We start from the raw sequence: 16864 nt of genomic DNA on the forward strand, positions 1-16864 counted from the left end.
ATCAATTTATGTCGAATGTACTTAGAATTTAATACATATGTATAGACTTTGCGTATGTAAATAAGAAGAGAATAAAGAAAAAAACTTGTAGGAATTTCTACAAGTTTTTTTAGATGATGTAAAATGGTGAAACAGACTATCTCATTACTCGTAACAGAGAAACTATTTTACTTATGGCTTGCTTTCATTATATAACGAGTATTAGCATTTAGAATTTTATGTTTGAAAATTATGTGAATTTATACTGAAGATGGACTATTTTAAAGATTTGTTCTTGTCGTTGATTAAAGGCAAATTAAAGATTGGGAGAGGACAAGGTGCATAAGAGAGAAAATCTCCTTTAACTGTTCTGGAAAGATGATTCTAAAAATTATTTGTCTATAGAATAAACATTTTATGAATTTTCACCTTATTTGCTTTTCTGATAGGATAAGTAGAAGGTAGGAAGTTTTTTTGAATTAAGCTCTTTTGACCGGAATAGATTTTTTTCATAACTAACACAAATAAATGAATCATTTTAATTAATGTATTTTCGTTAAAGATAGGCATTATTCTCCCAGAACAAAGGAATCACTAGAACAATATGTGATTCCTTTGAGAAATGCTATGAAATGCTAGTCTAATTTCTAATGGTCCCAGTATCTTTCATTTTGATGTGTGTTTTTACATTTATTTTAGCCTCTGCTAACGCTTGTAACCAATTTCCTTTTACCTTTTTCCACTCTTTATATTGAAAAGCTCTAGCATATAATGATAACCCAATTGGATCGATTTTATTCTTTTGTATTTCATTCAGCATAGTTTTTAATTTTTTATTAAGCTCTTTTTGGATCTCATTTTCTAAATTATATATGTTATTTTTATTATCAAAAGTCCTATTAGCTAAATTATGATTTGTTTTTTCTATTAAAGCTACATTGGCATATATATCAAAATTAAATATAAATTTTCCTTTTTGAAAATTAACATCTATTTTCCGAATCGCATCCTGCACTAAGATAGAAGTATTTGGTTTTTGGTTGTTTTTTTTAGGCGGAAGTACAAGGTGTAGTATCATCCGGCCTTTGCTTTTGGATTTATTTAAAAGGTTGAAAAATTTAACATCTTTTTTAGGGATTTGAGTTAAGTATTTTCCTTGTCCATCTAAAAATGCAATTCCTAATGTATTAATATCGTTGTTTCCCATCTTGATAAGTGGAAGAGTTTGTGTCATTCCTGATTCATTTTGTTCTCTTATTAATTGTTGAATGGTAGAAGAAATGGATTGATTATTTTGAATTGAAGATTCAATCACATCATTAATATAAGACGGTAGAGAAGGTTTATTAATTTTAAAAACATCTTCTGTAAATCCGTCAACAAGCACTACTTTAGCATTAATGGTAGCATATGGATCACGATAAGAAGCATCAAGTTCTTTCATCCAATTGGCCTCTTGGGCTAATTTTTTTCCAATTAAAATGATTTCAGCTTTCGAAGCTGTCATATAGCCTGTTAGCTGTGTATCAATCTTACTGAATCCATTATACACAGTTGATGCCTGGGCCCAGTGCTCTATAGTATTTCTTGACTGTTTATTGTGAAAGAGTGGTATGCTAGTGCCCACTCTAATGTCTCCATTTGAAGTTCTATCCAATGCGATTAAAAGGATTAAGGAAACATTCTCGAGAGGAATTCTTGGACTACAACCAATTAAATATATGCAACAGATTACAACTAATATCCATTTTCGAATCAAAGCTGATTCCTCCTAGTTAACCATGTGAAAAGAATACTATAAATGAAAAAAAACACTGGTAATATAAGAAAGAAAATGATATTTGAGATATCCCAAAGGCTATATAGAAATATATATTGTTCCACATTTGGGTTTAGAAAAATAAATAATCCGACAATCAATAATATAGAGACACCTAGGATCCAATTACGGGCGTTTTTTTGAAAGAAAGGGGTCACAGATTCTAAACTAAAAAATAAATACGGATAAATTGTGGTGGAGAATACAATTAAATAGTAAGCGATATATATAATTTCTAATCGTTCTATGAAAGAAAAGCGAACACCTTTTAATAGATGAAATACTGGCCAAATTATTTCCTTTATACCCTGAGGGCTAAAATATATAAAGGAAAGTATAGTAACATATAGGTAAAACAACATAGTACCAGTATTCGCTATAAGTATTCCTTTAATCGCATTATGTTTTTTTTGTAAAAAAGGGTATATAAAATATGAAATTTCTAACCCAGCATAGGGAGTAATCGTTTCCTTAACCCCCTTTATAATTGGATATATGCCCTCTTTAACAATTGGTAACAGGTGTAATGGATTATAACTACTCTTTAATGAAAAGAGGAGAAAAAGCGGCATCCAAGCAGTAAAGAAAAATACAAGCATAGAATAATTAGTGATGGCTCTAATCCCATTCAGTGATAAAATAATAAAAGGCAATAGTAATAATATTGCAATTTGGTAAGCTGGGGTTGAGGGGAATATCCAGACCTTTACAATATCTGTAGCTTTTAATAAAGTATTAAAACCAGCAAAAAATAAGTATAAAGCATATAAAAGTATGAATACTGTACCCAGCCATTTACCGAAATACGTTATTAAAATTTGTTTGAAAGTTTTCTCAGGATTTTTTTCTAACGTTAGTATAATAATTACCCCAATTATAGAAGTAATTACCCATCCTAAAATGATAGAAATCCAGCCATCTGTGCCAGCAGTATTGGCAAGTGGGCTTGGCATAATTAACATACCCGATGCAAGTTGTATTGAATGGATGAAAATAATAAATTCGAATAAGGTTATGTTTTTGAATTTAAGATTCTCCATGAGAACCGCCTTCTTTTTTCTTTTTTTGTTTTGTTTGCCCTACGCTAGAGCGAGTGTTGACCATGGAAATAGGAAATCTTATAAAAGAATCTTTTAATTCTTGGAAACGAAATGGTGCAATTGGCAATCCGTACGGTGAACCATAGGAAGTTATGGACACAAAATGAGCGAATAAAAGCATTAAGCCACTAACAATACCTAAAATTCCGTAAAAGTAGGCGAATAACATCATTGGAAATCGAATAAGGCGAATACAACTTGATAAATCATAATTAGACACAATAAATGATGCGATAGCAGTAATTGAAACGATAATAACCATAACGTTGCTCACAAGCCCAGCTTGAACAGCCGCCTGCCCAATTACAATCCCTCCAACAATACCAATTGTTTGTCCAATCGGTTGTGGCAGACGAATCCCAGCTTCACGAAGCATTTCTAATGTGATTTCCATTAAAAAAGCTTCCAATAAAGGAGAGAAAGGTACTTTAACTCTTGACGTTGCAATAGAAGTGTATAAATCTATAGGAATGATTTCAAAGTGAAATGAGACCATAGCGATATATATTGCAGGTAAGAATATAGCAATAATAAATCCTAAAAAGCGTAATAAGCGAAAAAATGATGCAATTAACCAATGGATATTGTAATCATCTGGAGTTTGAAAGAATCCGATTAAGTTCATTGGAACAATCATTGCGCTTGGAGATCTATCTATTAATACTGCTACTTTGCCATCTAGAATATGATTAGAAATGGCATCTGGACGTTCACTCAAGTAAGCCTGTGGAAAGGGAGTCCAATTCTGGTCTTTTGTAAAATTAGCTAGTTCACCAATGCTTAATACCGCATCCGTTTTAATTCTACAGATTCTATTTTCTACTTCTTGGACTACATCTGTGTTCGCAACATCACCTAAGTAAATTATATAGACTGAAGAAGTGGCTCGTTCACCAATCGACAGCTTTTTGATTTTTAACTCTGAAGAAGGGAGATATCGACGAATTAAGCCTATATTTTTTGTGACATTTTCAATAAATCCATCATGTGACCCTTTAATAGTAACTTCTGAAATTGGTTCTTGAATTGCTCTTTCTGCCCAGCCTTTTGTATTTATTAGAAGTGACCGATTTTCTCCTTCCATAAACAAAACACATTGACCCTCAAGTAATCCTTCTTTAATTTCATTCCATGTATATACTATTTTGGTATGAGTAGCAATAATATTAGAATTAAATATTTGACTGTCTTCATTTACTTTTTGTAATAATGGGGTAACAACATTGCTTTTTAAAGCGACACCATCTGTAAGGCCTTCAAAATAATATAGTAAAATATTCGTGTTTGTTTTTAGTTGCAAAGGGTGTTCAATTAAATCAGCACTAATATCAAAGATATTATCTAATGTATTTTTAAGTTCTTTTAAGCTACTTGTTTGGATCTTTCCAATGGTTTTATCTGTTTTAGTTTCTAAGGTCTCTTCATTTAAGGACAAAATTGACACCTCTTTAATATAGAACGATTAGTTGTATTTATTATTTTTATTTGATGGAATATTATTCACAAATTTAAACAAATTAGGAAGGGAAATTAATAATTGAGAGCAAAAAATCGAGGTGATTTTTGTGGAAATCAAAGTATCAAGATAGAGTTGAAATTTGAATGATTATAATAAAAAAGAACCTTTGATAGGCTCTTTTTCATAGTTGGTAAATATGTTGTCAACAATAGATAGCATTTAAGGTAGTAATTTAAATGTCTTTGGGTTAATCAGTTGAATTTTGTAGGAAGAATTCTTTTTTCGTATCTTAATGCTCGATTAAAAAGAACAATACATTGATTAGATAAGTTTAAGCAGAAACTTTTGTTTTAATTATGTCGATTCACGGATAATTAAGTTTGTAGGATATTCAATAATTTTACGTTTAATAGATTCATCTGTATTTATATATAGTAGAATCTCGTTAACGGTTCGTTTACTCAGTTCAACAATTGGAATATCAATAGTACTAATTGTTGGGCTTGTAACTGTACAAATTAATTGATTATCATAACCACAAACAGCTAAATCAGTTGGAATAGAATACCCCTTAATAGTAGCTCCTTTAATGACTCCAGCAGCAACTTGATCATTTCCAGTAAATAATGCAGTAGGTCTATCTTTTAATTTATCTAGCTTCTCAAAAATTCTAAATCCATCATTAATAGTAATTGCATCTCCAAATAGCCAATTTTTATTGCATGGTAATTGTTTTTCTTTTAAGGCATGCAAATATCCTTGTTGGCGTTTTAATTGTGCTTGACTATTAAGAGAGTCAAAACAAAAGCCAATTTTTTTATGACCTTTGCTTATTAGATGTTTAACAGCCTTGTATCCAGCTTCAAATTCATCGTAACAAATTATTGGAATAGGTGCATTTTCCTCATACTCATTACAAAGTAATATGGGCCCATATGCTAAATAATGCTCTATATTTTCCCAACTATTTTCTAGGGATGCGAGAATTACACCATCTACAGCTTTATTCTTTAGTAATGAAAGTAATTCCAGTTCTATTTTTTTCTCATAAAAAGTCTGATAAATTAGTAATTTGTAATTGTGTTTTAATAATTCTTTAGAAATTTCTCTAGCCAATTTTCCGAAAAAGGGATGATCTATATTTGGAATTGATAGAGCAATGGTTTGTGTCTTATTTATCCTAAGATTCCTAGCAATAGAACTAGGAGTATAGTTAAATTCTTTCATTACTTTTATTATTTTCTCACGTTTTTCTGGATTTACATAAGGATGATTATTTAGAACTCTTGAAACCGTAGCATTTGATACATTACATAACTTAGCTATTTCGTTAATTGTTACCATAGATAAACCCTCCGTAAAAAAAATGTTGACATGTAATCGATAACATAAAATATAGTCTACTCATGATTTTCAAAATAATTTCTTAGAGGTGATTTAACGTGAAAACTCTTACTACAATTTCTGGGCATAGTAAAGACAATTTAGCTTTATTAAAGTGCCTACAGGGGGAAACAAAAGAAAAAGAATTTGAAATTAGTAATATATTACCGAATCACAAGATGAAAGAGAAATTATTTAGGGAAAATAAATTGAAAATAGATATTGATATAGAAAAAGATATTTTCAATTATAGCAGAAAAAATATACAGAAAATAGAATTTATGCCAGTTAATCGGTTAATTACTCAAGATGAGGTTGAAAAAATTATTGGAGTTTTAAAAGATGTCTTACCAACAGGTCAATTTACAAGTGGGCCATTTTCAAAAAAGCTAGAAGAAGTAATCGGAAGTTATTTAAATAAAAGGTTTGTAATTGCAACAAGCAGTGGTACAGATGCTCTTATGGCGTCATTGCTATCTATTGGTATTCAGCCGGGAGATGAAGTAATTATGCCAGCTAATAGTTTTGCGGCTACTGAAAATGCCGTGTTAGCAGTCGGAGCAAAACCTATCTATGTAGATATAGATCAGAAGGGTTATTGTATTGATCCGTCTAAAATCGAAGAAGCTATAACCCAAAAAACTAAATGCATTTTACCTGTTCATTTGTATGGTAAACAATGTGAAATGAAAAAAATTCGTGAAATCGCCGATATATATCAATTAAGAGTTATTGAAGATGCATGTCAAGCTATTGGTTCTTCAAATCTTGGAGAATATGGAGATATTATTGTTCTTAGTTTTAACCCATATAAGAATTTTGGAGTATGTGGTAAGGCTGGGGCAATAGTTACGGATAATGAAACTCTTGCCATTCGTTGCAATCAATATAGTTATCATGGATTTGAAATTGATACAAAAAATAAAAAGGTATTAGACTTTGGATTCAATTCTAAAATTGATAATTTGCAAGCAGCGATTGGTTTGGAAAGAATTAAGTACTTATCATATAACAATTTTAAAAGGGCGTATTTAGCTCAACGATATATACATAATTTAAAAGAATTGGAAGATAGAGAACTAATTAAGCTACCTACAATGACAGAAGATAATGTCTGGCACCTTTTTCCGATTAGAGTTGAAAATGGAAGAAGAGACGAGTTGAAAAATAAATTGTACCAATTGTATAACATTGAAACAGATATTTATTATCCAATATTATCTCATAAACAAAATACTAAATGGATAAAGGAAAATTACTTGCAAAACAATATGTTAAATACAGAGCAAGTTCATAAAGAAATATTACATTTACCTTTACATCCAAATATGATGTTAGAAGAGCAAAATTTCGTTCTGGAGGGATTATTCAATGTCAATAAGTAATGAAGTTTTACAGTCTTTAAATTTCGAAAGATTACCACAAGTTAAAAAGCCTAAGTATGTAGTGTTCTGTGATTTTGATGAAACTTATTATCCTCATAACATGGATGATTCTAAAAGAAGCAATATGAAATTGTTAGAAAAGTATTTATTTGAACACGGAAGTAAAGGGGATTTAGCAATTGGTTGGGTAACGGGAAGTAGTTTAGAATCAATTGTTGAAAAAATGAAAAAGGGTGGTATTCAGTATTTTCCTCATTTTGTGGCGAGTGGATTAGGTACAGAAATAACGTACTTTGATAGTAATGGGACTACTATTGATGATCAAATTTGGGAGGAAAGAATTATAGAGGGTGGTTTTGATTCTTCAAAGATTGAAAGAATTCTTAAATTGCTAGAATCAAAATATGAGATTTTTTTAAGACCTCAGACACAATTAGGAAGTTCTAAGTACAAATTTAATTTTTATTATGAAGAGCAAAATGAATTAATTGATGCGAAGAATTTAGAAAAGATAGAAGAAATCGGAGAAATATTCCAAGTTGGAGTTAATATTAACAAATGTAACCCATTAGCCGGTGACCCAGAAAATTGCTATGATGTAGATTTTATTCCACTTGGAACAGGTAAAGATGAGATAGTGAAGTTTATTTTAGACAAGTACGAACTAGATAAAACAAATGCCATTGCTTTTGGAGATAGTGGGAATGATTTAAGGATGCTACAAGCTGTAAGGCATGGCTATTTAGTAGAAAATGCAACAGAAGAGGCTAAAAAAACACACTCAATGTTAGCTCAAGGTGAATACTCGATTGGAATTTTAAATACTCTAAAGCACATTATTAATTAAAAGGAGATGTTCATTTAATGAATATTGGGATTATTGGTGCAGGAAGTATTGCAAGAGCTCATTCTAGAGCATTATCAACTGTTGATAGTTGTAAATTAGTTGGAGTGTATGATGTTAATAATGAGAATGCCCAAAAGTTGGTAGGGGATTTTGGCGGGAAGGTTTTTAATAGCTATGAAGAGTTACTTGAAGTAGTTGATGGGGTAATAATATCTTCGCCGAATTTTTGTCATAGGTCTCAAGCAGTTCAAGCGTTATTAAAAAACAAACATGTGTTATGTGAAAAGCCTATGGCAATTTCTTGTGAAGAAGCAAAATACATGATGACAATAGCGAAAAATACCAATTTAGTCGCTTCAATGGGGTTTAACTATCGCTACTTATCCTATGTTAAGGCTTTAAAGCAACTCATTCAAAATGAAGAATTAGGGGAAATAGTAGTGGTAAGGTTGCATTTTAAAAAAAATAGCGCTTTTAGGAGAACTTCCTTTACTTGGCGAGATGATTCTCAAAGTAATAGAACTAGTGGGGCCTTGGGAGATTTAGGAATTCATCTAATAGATTTATTATGGTTTTTATTTGAGAGTGATTTTAGAGAGGATACTGTTCGAACTAAAATTAAAACAAATGTTAAGGAAAAAGAAAGCAAACCAGTTTTTGTTGATGACTATGCTGAGGTTTATGGCCAATTGAATAATAAGGTTTTTGTTAATATTACAACATCTAAAAGTTCATTTCTTAACGATTGTGGTTTTAGTATAGAGGTAATAGGAACGAAGAAAGAATATAAGTATTCTTCTAAAGAGCCAAATAAATATATACTCTTTGACGGATTGGAAAAACATGAAATCCCTTTACCGTTACCTTTACTAGTCGATCCAGAAAATGAGATTTTTGAATGGTCTGATTCTTTTAGGAGTGAAATTATAGAATGGGCTAAGGCTGCGGAAGGTGGGCCTGATAAGTCTGTAGCAACATTTGAAGATGGATTTCGTTCACAAGTTATATTGGATATGTTTTTTGATAAAAGCAGTAGTAATAAAGAACAATCTGTAGCAACTATTTAGTTTTATGGTAAAAACAGGGGTTTAGAACTTTTACTTAAATCCCTGTTTTTATTTTGGATTGGAGTTGAGAAAAGATGCGGTTAATATTTTATTATGGTTGCTTGTTTTATTTTATTGTAGGAATCATACATGTTTGTATCGGTAGTTTAATTCCTTCATTAATACAATATTACGGAAGAACTCCTGATCAATTAGGTGTTTTAATATTTTTTCAATTTACGGGTTTTTTATTTGGTGTTCTAAGTTCACCCATACTAGTAAGAAAGTATCACTATTTTAAAACAATAACATTAGGTGTTTTAGTTATGTCCATCGTCCTAGGAGGTTTTATATATATTAAAGAATGGTCATATTTAGCGGTTATTTGCTTTGTATTAGGCTATGGAGCAGGTTTGTTAGAAACTACGGTGGGTTCCTTTATTATTTCAGCAGAAAGGAATAGTGCTGCTAAATTTAGCATTCTCGAAGTATGGTTTGGGGTTGGGGCGCTAGGGTTTCCGTTACTAGTTAATTATATAATAAAATTTTATGAGTGGTATTTTATTCTTTATGGAATATTACTATTCTTTATTTTTACACTATTTGTTTGGTACATGTTTGGACGTACAAAATTTTTAAATTTTTCTCCTCAAAAAAATGAAAAGGTAGGAGCATCCCTTTCCTCATTCACTCTTAAATTTAAAAGTGAAAAGATTAAAGTTATATTCTTTATTTCACTTTTTGCATTCTTATATGCAGGCATAGAAACCAATCTTGCAAATTTTTTATCTACAATCATGATTGTTACCAATAATGAATTAATCAGTTCAGTAAGTATATCTTGTTTTTGGCTAGCAATAGTTATAGGAAGAATACTTGTAGGTAAGTTAGCTCATAAATTTAATTATTGGACATACATTACATCTAGCTGTTTTTCATTAGTGATTCTATTATTTCTATTCCCCTTTGTTAGAGGTACAGGTATGTATTTGTTTGTCATCTTCATTATTGGTTTAGTCATCGCGGGTGTATTCCCAATAACATTAATCCTAGCTTCCCGTATTATGGAAAATAATATTGATCAAGTGACTAGTTTATTTATCGCATCGGCCAGTTTAGGGGGGGCACTAGTATCTTTCTTAATTAGCTGGAGTCTATCATTAAATACTATAACTGTTACCTTTGGGATATTTTCACTTTTTGCATTGAGTCTAGGGTGTATTATTTTAAAAATGAGGAAAATTGCAACTTACGGTAATGAAAGTGCCAAAAAGGTAGAAAGTATGAAAAATTTATAGAAAAAATTTTTATAATGTGCAAAATTTAATTTTAATTGCAATACCTAAAAAGGTTGATAAAGTTAAAAATTCTGTATTTGGGCTTTGTTTTATATATTGTGCTATGTAATATATAAAACAGAGATACTTCAAAAGTAAAAATGATATGCAACATTGGCCAGTTCTCAGGTAATTGAATGTTATGAAAAGAATGCCTTATTGTATATAAAATAAGGTAGTAAATAACAGATTTTCATAAATAATAAAAAGTTATTTTAATTAGCTTTTAAGATTAATCTAAGAGGAGTTTGTTATCGAATGGAGATAAAGATTAGTAAAAAGGATAAGATTGATATCTCTAAAAAATTAAAGTCTTTTTTGGCTGAACAATATTCACTGGAATTGGGTGAATACATAAGCTATGAGTTACTTGAATTCATAATAAAGGAATTAAATCCACATTTTAATCAAGTTACTAGGGATAGGTTGGAAATGTTGTTAAAGAATATAGAGAAAGATATATACAGTCAATAGACTTTAAATGGCAATTGAAAAACTAAGGTATCATTTTAGATATCTTAATACCTAGTAAGAATAGAATAATTAAAGCGTCACAAAACACCCATCCAATTTTATAAATGATAAAGGATGGGTGTTTTCATTATAGAGGTAGCACCACACATCCATCAAGCTAATAAAAACAAATACCCCAAAACCAGAAAATTAACATCTACAGTTGAAAATCTACAATTTTTCTGTTTTAAATTCTATAAAATTTTAGCCAAATAGTGATGTGGCGATACTCCAAATTGCAAATACCTGATGAGTATAAGCATTTCTATAACTCTACTAATGTATGTTTATATCTATAATAGAAAAAGCTCTCACAATTGATGTGAGAGCCTTATAACCGAATTATACTATTTCATTCTACTTTCAATCTCATCCCTAGAATTGTACAATTCGTTAATCTGTTGGCGCTTCTTATCGTTCAAATAAGGGTTGTCCTTCTCTGTTTGATTCTGCTCTGTTTGATTCTGCTCTGTTTGCTCCTGGTGCAATGGTTTATATGGATGGCGCTCTTCTTCACTTATTCCGTTGTAGATGATGACACCTAAAACAACAACTATAAGCCCTAATAAGATCATGAATTCTTTTAATGTCTGCTTACTCATCTCTGTTTGCTCCGCTCCTTGTGTTAAAGTCTCTCTAGTTGTCCTTCAGCTTCCCATTTACTTTCTACAGGCTGTTTACCAATTTTATGAATTTTCACCTTTTTTCCTATTATGGTAGTTCTTTATGCTTAGACCATTTTTAAAAGCAGATATGTACTGTCTTTTATATAATGAAAATGAGGTAGAAAGATTTAGTCTTTTTTACTAACTAATAGATTTATGATATGTATTTCAAAGACCAATTTTATAATTGTTATTATATCAAAATAAATTAATATACGGTTAGGAAGTATTGAGTATCATAGTAAAACCGCTCGAATATAAAATTATTCAAAATGCAAAGTCTGTTTTATTAGAAACAAATGCAATCACATATGCTGTAAAAAAAGATTTATGATGTTTAAATCTAATTTTTTACTATCCATAAAGAAAAAAAGGCGTTATCCTTCCTGTATAATTCTACAAAAAGAATAGCGTTTTTTTCGTAATTTGAATACAAATTTATCTCAGCTTAATGAATATAAAATGGATTTTCTTAATTTAAATAGTCATCATAAGTAAAACAGCAACGATATTGGCAGATGCATGAGTTATCAAAGAAATATAGATATTCTTCGTTTTATAGAAAATAACCCTAAAAATCATACTATCTATGAATATTGTTATTAAATCTATTAAAACCACAATAAAATTCCCAATAGATATATGCATCAATGTGAAAATGATAGATGATAATAAAATCGAATAAACAGGTTTTATAAGCCAGTTAAGTCTTCCTTGCACTAAACCTCTAAAAGTAATTTCTTCCCCTAAAGCTAATATTAGTAAAGTGAAAAGTAAATTCCCATTAATTGCTTCAATGAAATCAGCTCTTTCTAATACATGATCTAACACTTCTGGAAATATTTTTTATACAAAAGGAAATAAATCACTTGTAAAATCACGCCAACCAATATTACAAGTGGCCAAGAATGTTTCAAATCGCTCAAGATATTTTTTCGATTAAATCCAATACTTTCCCTTGTCCTTTTTCTAGCGTTTGTTGATATGAATGGATACATTGAAGATGGAGATGTTGTTGTACAGATTGTTAATTATAGAGAAAGCATTCCAGAAGAAGAGTTACCCTATCTTTGTGATATGTTTTATACAGGTGATAAAGCAAGAACAGTACAGGACTTGGGTTATTTATTGCTAAAAATATTGTTGAGCAACATAACGGCAAGATTTCTGTTCAGAGTAATGTAATACGAACAATATTTGAAGTGAGATTTCAAAAAAAAGAGAATTGAAAAATTTAATAAATATTTAATTTTTACCCCACTTTTTATTTAATAAATTTCTTCTATCCTGTACATAGGTTAGGTCAAGGAGGAGTTAGAAATAAAAAGTGGGCTTTTTATATTGCGCACCTTATGCGCTAGGATTTATATAAAACTACGATTTTAAAAAGATATGTTTATATTTTGAAATCTAATTTATAAATAATCTCCGGAAAAATTAACTAATTACAAAAAAAGAATTAATTAAGTTCAAAAATAAACTATAGAAAAAATTGAGGGAAATATGAAAAAAATAAATAAAGTAATCATCATTGGTGTAGTAACAATTGGTATAGGAGTTGGAGCGTATATGACGTTTTCTGGGAATTCTGAGCCAATTATGACCTATAAAGTATCTGAAGTGCTAGAGAAACAAATAGATAATCAGCAAAAATTTAGCGGTGAGGTTATTCCCAATGGTATAGAAACAATTTCATTCAATCAAACAAAAGGTACGTATGAATTAGCTGTGAAAAAAGGTGATGAAGTAACAAAAGGACAGCTTCTTTTCAAATATAATGATCCTATTGCTAGACAAGGGATAACGGAAACAGAAATGCAAAAGAGAATTGCACAAAAAGAGGTAACATTACTGCAAAAACAAATTAATGTAGCAAAACAAAAGCTACAAAAAGATAAAACTGCTGGTCTTCCTGCAGAAGCAGTAAAAGCATCAGAAATTGAAATTCAACAATTAGAATCACAACTTGAAATGAAGAAGTTTGAAGTAGAAACAGCTGTTGAAATGATTAAAGTAGCAAAAGAGAAGGTAAACGCACTTTCTGTAACAAGCCCAGCCGATGGTGTAATTGACGATATTTTGAAAATTTCAGATGAGAAATCTGGTATGAGCGGCATTACACTTCGTCACGCTGGCCCATTTAAAGTAAAAGGTCAACTGTCTGAATATGAGCTTACTAATATGAAAGTTGGGCAAGAAGTAACGATTTCATCAAAGACGGTTTCTGGTAAGACTTGGACAGGAAAAGTAACAGAAATCGGCTCTACACCGATAATGAATATGGACGAAAACAAAACAGTTTCTAATTATCCATTCACTGTCACATTAGATAATAGTGAAGGGTTACAAAACGGCTTCCACGTATACGTAACAAATAGATCAGGTGAAGCAACAGGCACAGTCCTCCCAAAGAGCAGCATCTTGAAAAAAGGAGATAAAACGGTTGTTTACGTAGTAAAAGACGGAAAAACAAAAGAACAACCTGTTACGGTTGAATTCGAAACGGGTAGTGAAGCAAAAGTTACAGGAGTGAAAAAAGGAGAGCAAATTATCTCTAAACCTACTGTAAATCTAAAAGATGGTATGGAGGTTGCCACGCAATGATTAACTTACAGGGAATCACAAAATCTTTTCAAAATGGTGTAGAATCCATTCAAATTTTACACGGAATTGATGTAACGGTGAATCAAGGAGATTTCGCTTCTATCATGGGACCATCTGGTTCTGGCAAATCTACATTAATGAATATTATCGGTTGCTTAGATAAGCCAACAACAGGTACGTACGAATTAGCTGGTCAAAATATTTCAAATATGTCTGAAACAGAACTCGCACATGTTCGAAATAAAGAGATTGGATTCGTATTCCAAAACTTTATGTTATTACCGAGACTTACAGCACTTCAAAATGTAGAACTACCTCTTATTTATGCTGGAGTCGATAAAAAAGAAAGACAAGAGCGGTCATTAGCAGCCTTAATAAAAGTTGGTTTAGCTAATCACGCTACCCACATGCCAAATGAATTGTCGGGTGGTCAAAAACAGCGTGTTGCAGTCGCACGAGCTATTGTAAATAACCCGAAATTTATTTTGGCAGATGAGCCAACAGGTGCACTAGATACGAAAACAAGTGAAAAAATTGTAAATCTATTTTACGAATTAAACAAACAAGGCTCAACCATTATTATGATTACCCACGATCGTGAGATCGGAGAAGCCGCAACACGTCAAATTGTTATTCGTGATGGAAACATTGTTCAAGATTGGAGGAAATGAATTTGAATATGAATGAAAATATACGTATGGCTATATCTTCTATCTTTGCACATAAAATGCGATCCATTTTAACAATGCTAGGAATTATTATTGGAATCAGTGCAATTATTACGATTCTTGCAATGGGTGATGGAAATACTGCAAAGATGCAAAAAGAGATTGAAGAGAGCCGCCATATGGATGAAATCAAGATAGAGTATATCAATCCGGATTTTCCGCTAGAAATAGCGAAGATCACACCAGATATGGTAAAGCAATTACAAGTAATACCAGGTGTAAAGGACGTTTACCCACAGGTGAATATGGACGTAAAAGCATATGTGGGATCAAAAGAAGCTTCTCTTAATTTAAGTGTGGGAACAGGTAATTTTATGCAGGATCACAAACTAAGGATGGTACATGGGCGTGAATTAACAGAGACTGAACTGGCAAAACCCATTCCTGTTGTAATTCTCAGTGAAGCCTTATTTACAAAATTGTTTGATGCTTGGGAAGATGATTTGTATATAGATATAAAAGGAAAACCATATAAAATTGCCGGGGTGTACCAATACGATAATATATGGCAATCAAATGTGCATGCAGGATATACATCAATTGACAATGCACCGTTGATTTCAGGGGTTGAGGAATATAATGCAGTGACAATTAAGTTATCTTCTTCTAGTGAGCGAGAAACTGTAGGGAAACAAGCTGTATCTGTATTAAATGGATTGAAACCACTAGAATTTGAGCATCTATTTACAGTATTGGATGAGAAACAAAACGATCTGGTCGTAGAAGAATCATTTAATACGATAGAAATGGTATTCACTGGCGTTGCTGGAATCTCTTTAATCGTAGGTGGTATTGGGGTGATGAATATCATGCTTGTATCCGTTACAGAGCGTACACGTGAAATAGGTGTTCGAAAAGCACTTGGTGCGACCCGAAGAAAAATATTAATGCAATTTCTCATTGAATCCTGTATTTTAACGGCGTTGGGCGGGGCAATTGGTTTTGGATTAGGTATGTTCTTTGCTTGGATAGCTGCATTCGTAGGTGGATGGCCATTCATTATATCCATAAATCTCGGTCTACTATCTGTTGGGATATCTGTATTAATTGGTATTGCCTCTGGTATACTTCCAGCAAATAAAGCAGCTAAATTGGACCCAATTGATTGTCTTCGTTATGAATAATAGTATAGGTGAAAGGTAAGATGTTTTAAAAAAGAGTAAATACACCTATTAGTATTTACTCTTTTAAAATAAGGACTTTCATAAGGTAACCCAAAAGTAAAGCAATCTTAATTCTAATTTTATATAGATTTTTTTGGCTATAGATATGAAGAGAAGAGAGGAATATAAAAATGAAAACAGTATTAGAAGCAAAAAATATAAAAAAAGTATATGACACAGGCGGAAATACATTTGAAGCGTTGAAAGGTATTAACTTACAAGTAAAAGAAGGTGAATTCGTTGGAATTATGGGACCTTCTGGTTCAGGCAAGACGACGCTATTAAATGTTCTTTCTACAATCGATAATGTGACGAACGGTGAGATTTTAATTGATGGAAAAGATATCGTGAAGATGAATGATGATACGTTGGCATTATTCCGCCGCAATCATTTAGGTTTCATTTTCCAAGATTATAATTTATTAGATACGCTAACGGTGAAAGAGAATATTGCCCTCCCACTTGCGCTATCAAAAGTGGAATCAAGCGAAATTGATCGATGCGTTTTGAAAATTGCGAAGAAGTTTGGGATTGAGCATATTTTAAATCAATTTCCATACCAAGTATCTGGGGGACAGAAGCAACGCTGCGCAGCATCTCGTGCAATTGTTACCAATCCAAGTATGATTTTTGGTGACGAGCCAACAGGGGCGCTTGATTCTAAGTCAGCAACAGATTTATTAGAAAGTATGAAGTCGTTAAATGAACAGGATAACTCAACCATTTTAATGGTAACGCATGACGCACTTGCGGCAAGTTACTGTAAACGAGTTATTTTCATTAAAGATGGTGAGTTATGTAAAGAATTACATCGTGGGGAATTAACACGTAAACAG

At 31.5% G+C, this 16864-nt stretch carries 15 protein-coding genes and 1 pseudogene; 10 read left to right on the forward strand and 6 right to left on the reverse strand.

Annotated features, from left to right (window positions below; translation table 11 throughout):
* Positions 1–619 precede the first annotated feature (619 nt).
* The 4 genes from ACZ76X_RS18840 to ACZ76X_RS18855 form a co-directional block, all read right to left on the reverse strand.
* Entirely contained in the window at positions 620–1738 is a 1119-nt protein-coding gene (locus ACZ76X_RS18840) for a Ger(x)C family spore germination protein (protein ID WP_479851346.1), read from the reverse strand.
* Complete coding sequence (locus ACZ76X_RS18845; protein WP_479851347.1) at positions 1735–2838, reverse strand: GerAB/ArcD/ProY family transporter; 1104 nt, start codon at positions 2836–2838, stop codon at positions 1735–1737. Before ACZ76X_RS18845 ends, ACZ76X_RS18840 begins: the two co-directional genes overlap by 4 nt.
* Entirely contained in the window at positions 2825–4333 is a 1509-nt protein-coding gene (locus tag ACZ76X_RS18850; RefSeq protein ID WP_479851348.1) for a spore germination protein, read from the reverse strand. The genes ACZ76X_RS18845 and ACZ76X_RS18850 overlap by 14 nt, the downstream gene beginning before the upstream one ends.
* A gap of 378 nt (positions 4334–4711) precedes the next feature.
* Positions 4712–5701: a LacI family DNA-binding transcriptional regulator gene (locus ACZ76X_RS18855; RefSeq protein ID WP_479851349.1), complete on the reverse strand. Its 990-nt coding sequence runs from the start codon at positions 5699–5701 to the stop codon at positions 4712–4714.
* 98 nt (positions 5702–5799) lie between these two features.
* Here ACZ76X_RS18855 and ACZ76X_RS18860 point away from each other — a divergent pair, with 98 nt between their 5' ends.
* The 5 genes from ACZ76X_RS18860 to ACZ76X_RS18880 all read left to right on the forward strand — a co-directional run bounded on the left by ACZ76X_RS18860 (position 5800) and on the right by ACZ76X_RS18880 (position 10829).
* Positions 5800–7125, forward strand: coding sequence for a DegT/DnrJ/EryC1/StrS family aminotransferase (locus tag ACZ76X_RS18860; protein ID WP_479851350.1), 1326 nt, complete (start codon positions 5800–5802; stop codon positions 7123–7125).
* Entirely contained in the window at positions 7112–7972 is an 861-nt protein-coding gene (locus tag ACZ76X_RS18865) for an HAD-IIB family hydrolase (RefSeq protein WP_479851351.1), read from the forward strand. Before ACZ76X_RS18860 ends, ACZ76X_RS18865 begins: the two co-directional genes overlap by 14 nt.
* Before the next feature lie 17 nt (positions 7973–7989).
* A complete protein-coding gene (locus ACZ76X_RS18870; RefSeq protein ID WP_479851352.1) occupies positions 7990–9039 on the forward strand; it encodes a Gfo/Idh/MocA family protein in 1050 nt (349 codons plus the stop codon).
* A gap of 74 nt (positions 9040–9113) precedes the next feature.
* Complete coding sequence (locus tag ACZ76X_RS18875) at positions 9114–10316, forward strand: MFS transporter (RefSeq protein WP_479851353.1); 1203 nt, start codon at positions 9114–9116, stop codon at positions 10314–10316.
* A gap of 297 nt (positions 10317–10613) precedes the next feature.
* Positions 10614–10829 carry a DUF2164 family protein gene (locus tag ACZ76X_RS18880; protein ID WP_000403244.1) on the forward strand — a complete coding sequence of 72 codons (216 nt, stop codon included), beginning with the start codon at positions 10614–10616 and terminating at the stop codon, positions 10827–10829.
* Positions 10830–11215: 386 nt separating this feature from the next.
* On the opposite strand, the gene ACZ76X_RS18885 is transcribed toward ACZ76X_RS18880, so the two are convergent.
* Positions 11216–11470: a hypothetical protein gene (locus tag ACZ76X_RS18885; protein WP_479851354.1), complete on the reverse strand. Its 255-nt coding sequence runs from the start codon at positions 11468–11470 to the stop codon at positions 11216–11218.
* A gap of 540 nt (positions 11471–12010) precedes the next feature.
* Entirely contained in the window at positions 12011–12364 is a 354-nt protein-coding gene (locus ACZ76X_RS18890) for a CPBP family intramembrane glutamic endopeptidase (RefSeq protein ID WP_479851355.1), read from the reverse strand.
* A 144-nt stretch (positions 12365–12508) separates the two neighbouring features.
* Between ACZ76X_RS18890 and ACZ76X_RS18895 the strand changes: the two are divergent.
* The 5 genes and pseudogenes from ACZ76X_RS18895 to ACZ76X_RS18915 form a co-directional block, all read left to right on the forward strand.
* Positions 12509–12762 (forward strand): annotated as a pseudogene (locus ACZ76X_RS18895) (sensor histidine kinase); the annotation flags it as partial.
* Positions 12763–13036: 274 nt separating this feature from the next.
* Entirely contained in the window at positions 13037–14137 is a 1101-nt protein-coding gene (locus ACZ76X_RS18900) for an efflux RND transporter periplasmic adaptor subunit (RefSeq protein WP_479851356.1), read from the forward strand.
* The gene (locus tag ACZ76X_RS18905) at positions 14134–14808 is read left to right on the forward strand and encodes an ABC transporter ATP-binding protein (RefSeq protein WP_479851357.1); all 675 of its coding nucleotides are present in this window, start codon (positions 14134–14136) and stop codon (positions 14806–14808) included. The genes ACZ76X_RS18900 and ACZ76X_RS18905 overlap by 4 nt, the downstream gene beginning before the upstream one ends.
* 2 nt (positions 14809–14810) lie before the next feature.
* Entirely contained in the window at positions 14811–15989 is a 1179-nt protein-coding gene (locus ACZ76X_RS18910; RefSeq protein WP_479851358.1) for an ABC transporter permease, read from the forward strand.
* A 170-nt stretch (positions 15990–16159) separates the two neighbouring features.
* The coding region (locus ACZ76X_RS18915; RefSeq protein ID WP_479851359.1) for an ABC transporter ATP-binding protein at positions 16160–16864 on the forward strand (705 nt) is incomplete at its 3' end.

The organism is Bacillus sp. BC05(2025) (assembly GCF_056725905.1).

Coding starts and splice junctions, on each gene's coding strand:
- ACZ76X_RS18885 (WP_479851354.1), bottom strand. CDS start 11,470: ATGAGTAAGCAGACATTAAAAGAATTCATGATCTTATTAGGGCTTATA.
- ACZ76X_RS18880 (WP_000403244.1), top strand. CDS start 10,614: ATGGAGATAAAGATTAGTAAAAAGGATAAGATTGATATCTCTAAAAAA.
- ACZ76X_RS18875 (WP_479851353.1), top strand. CDS start 9,114: ATGCGGTTAATATTTTATTATGGTTGCTTGTTTTATTTTATTGTAGGA.
- ACZ76X_RS18900 (WP_479851356.1), top strand. CDS start 13,037: ATGAAAAAAATAAATAAAGTAATCATCATTGGTGTAGTAACAATTGGT.
- ACZ76X_RS18845 (WP_479851347.1), bottom strand. CDS start 2,838: ATGGAGAATCTTAAATTCAAAAACATAACCTTATTCGAATTTATTATT.
- ACZ76X_RS18855 (WP_479851349.1), bottom strand. CDS start 5,701: ATGGTAACAATTAACGAAATAGCTAAGTTATGTAATGTATCAAATGCT.
- ACZ76X_RS18865 (WP_479851351.1), top strand. CDS start 7,112: ATGTCAATAAGTAATGAAGTTTTACAGTCTTTAAATTTCGAAAGATTA.
- ACZ76X_RS18870 (WP_479851352.1), top strand. CDS start 7,990: ATGAATATTGGGATTATTGGTGCAGGAAGTATTGCAAGAGCTCATTCT.
- ACZ76X_RS18905 (WP_479851357.1), top strand. CDS start 14,134: ATGATTAACTTACAGGGAATCACAAAATCTTTTCAAAATGGTGTAGAA.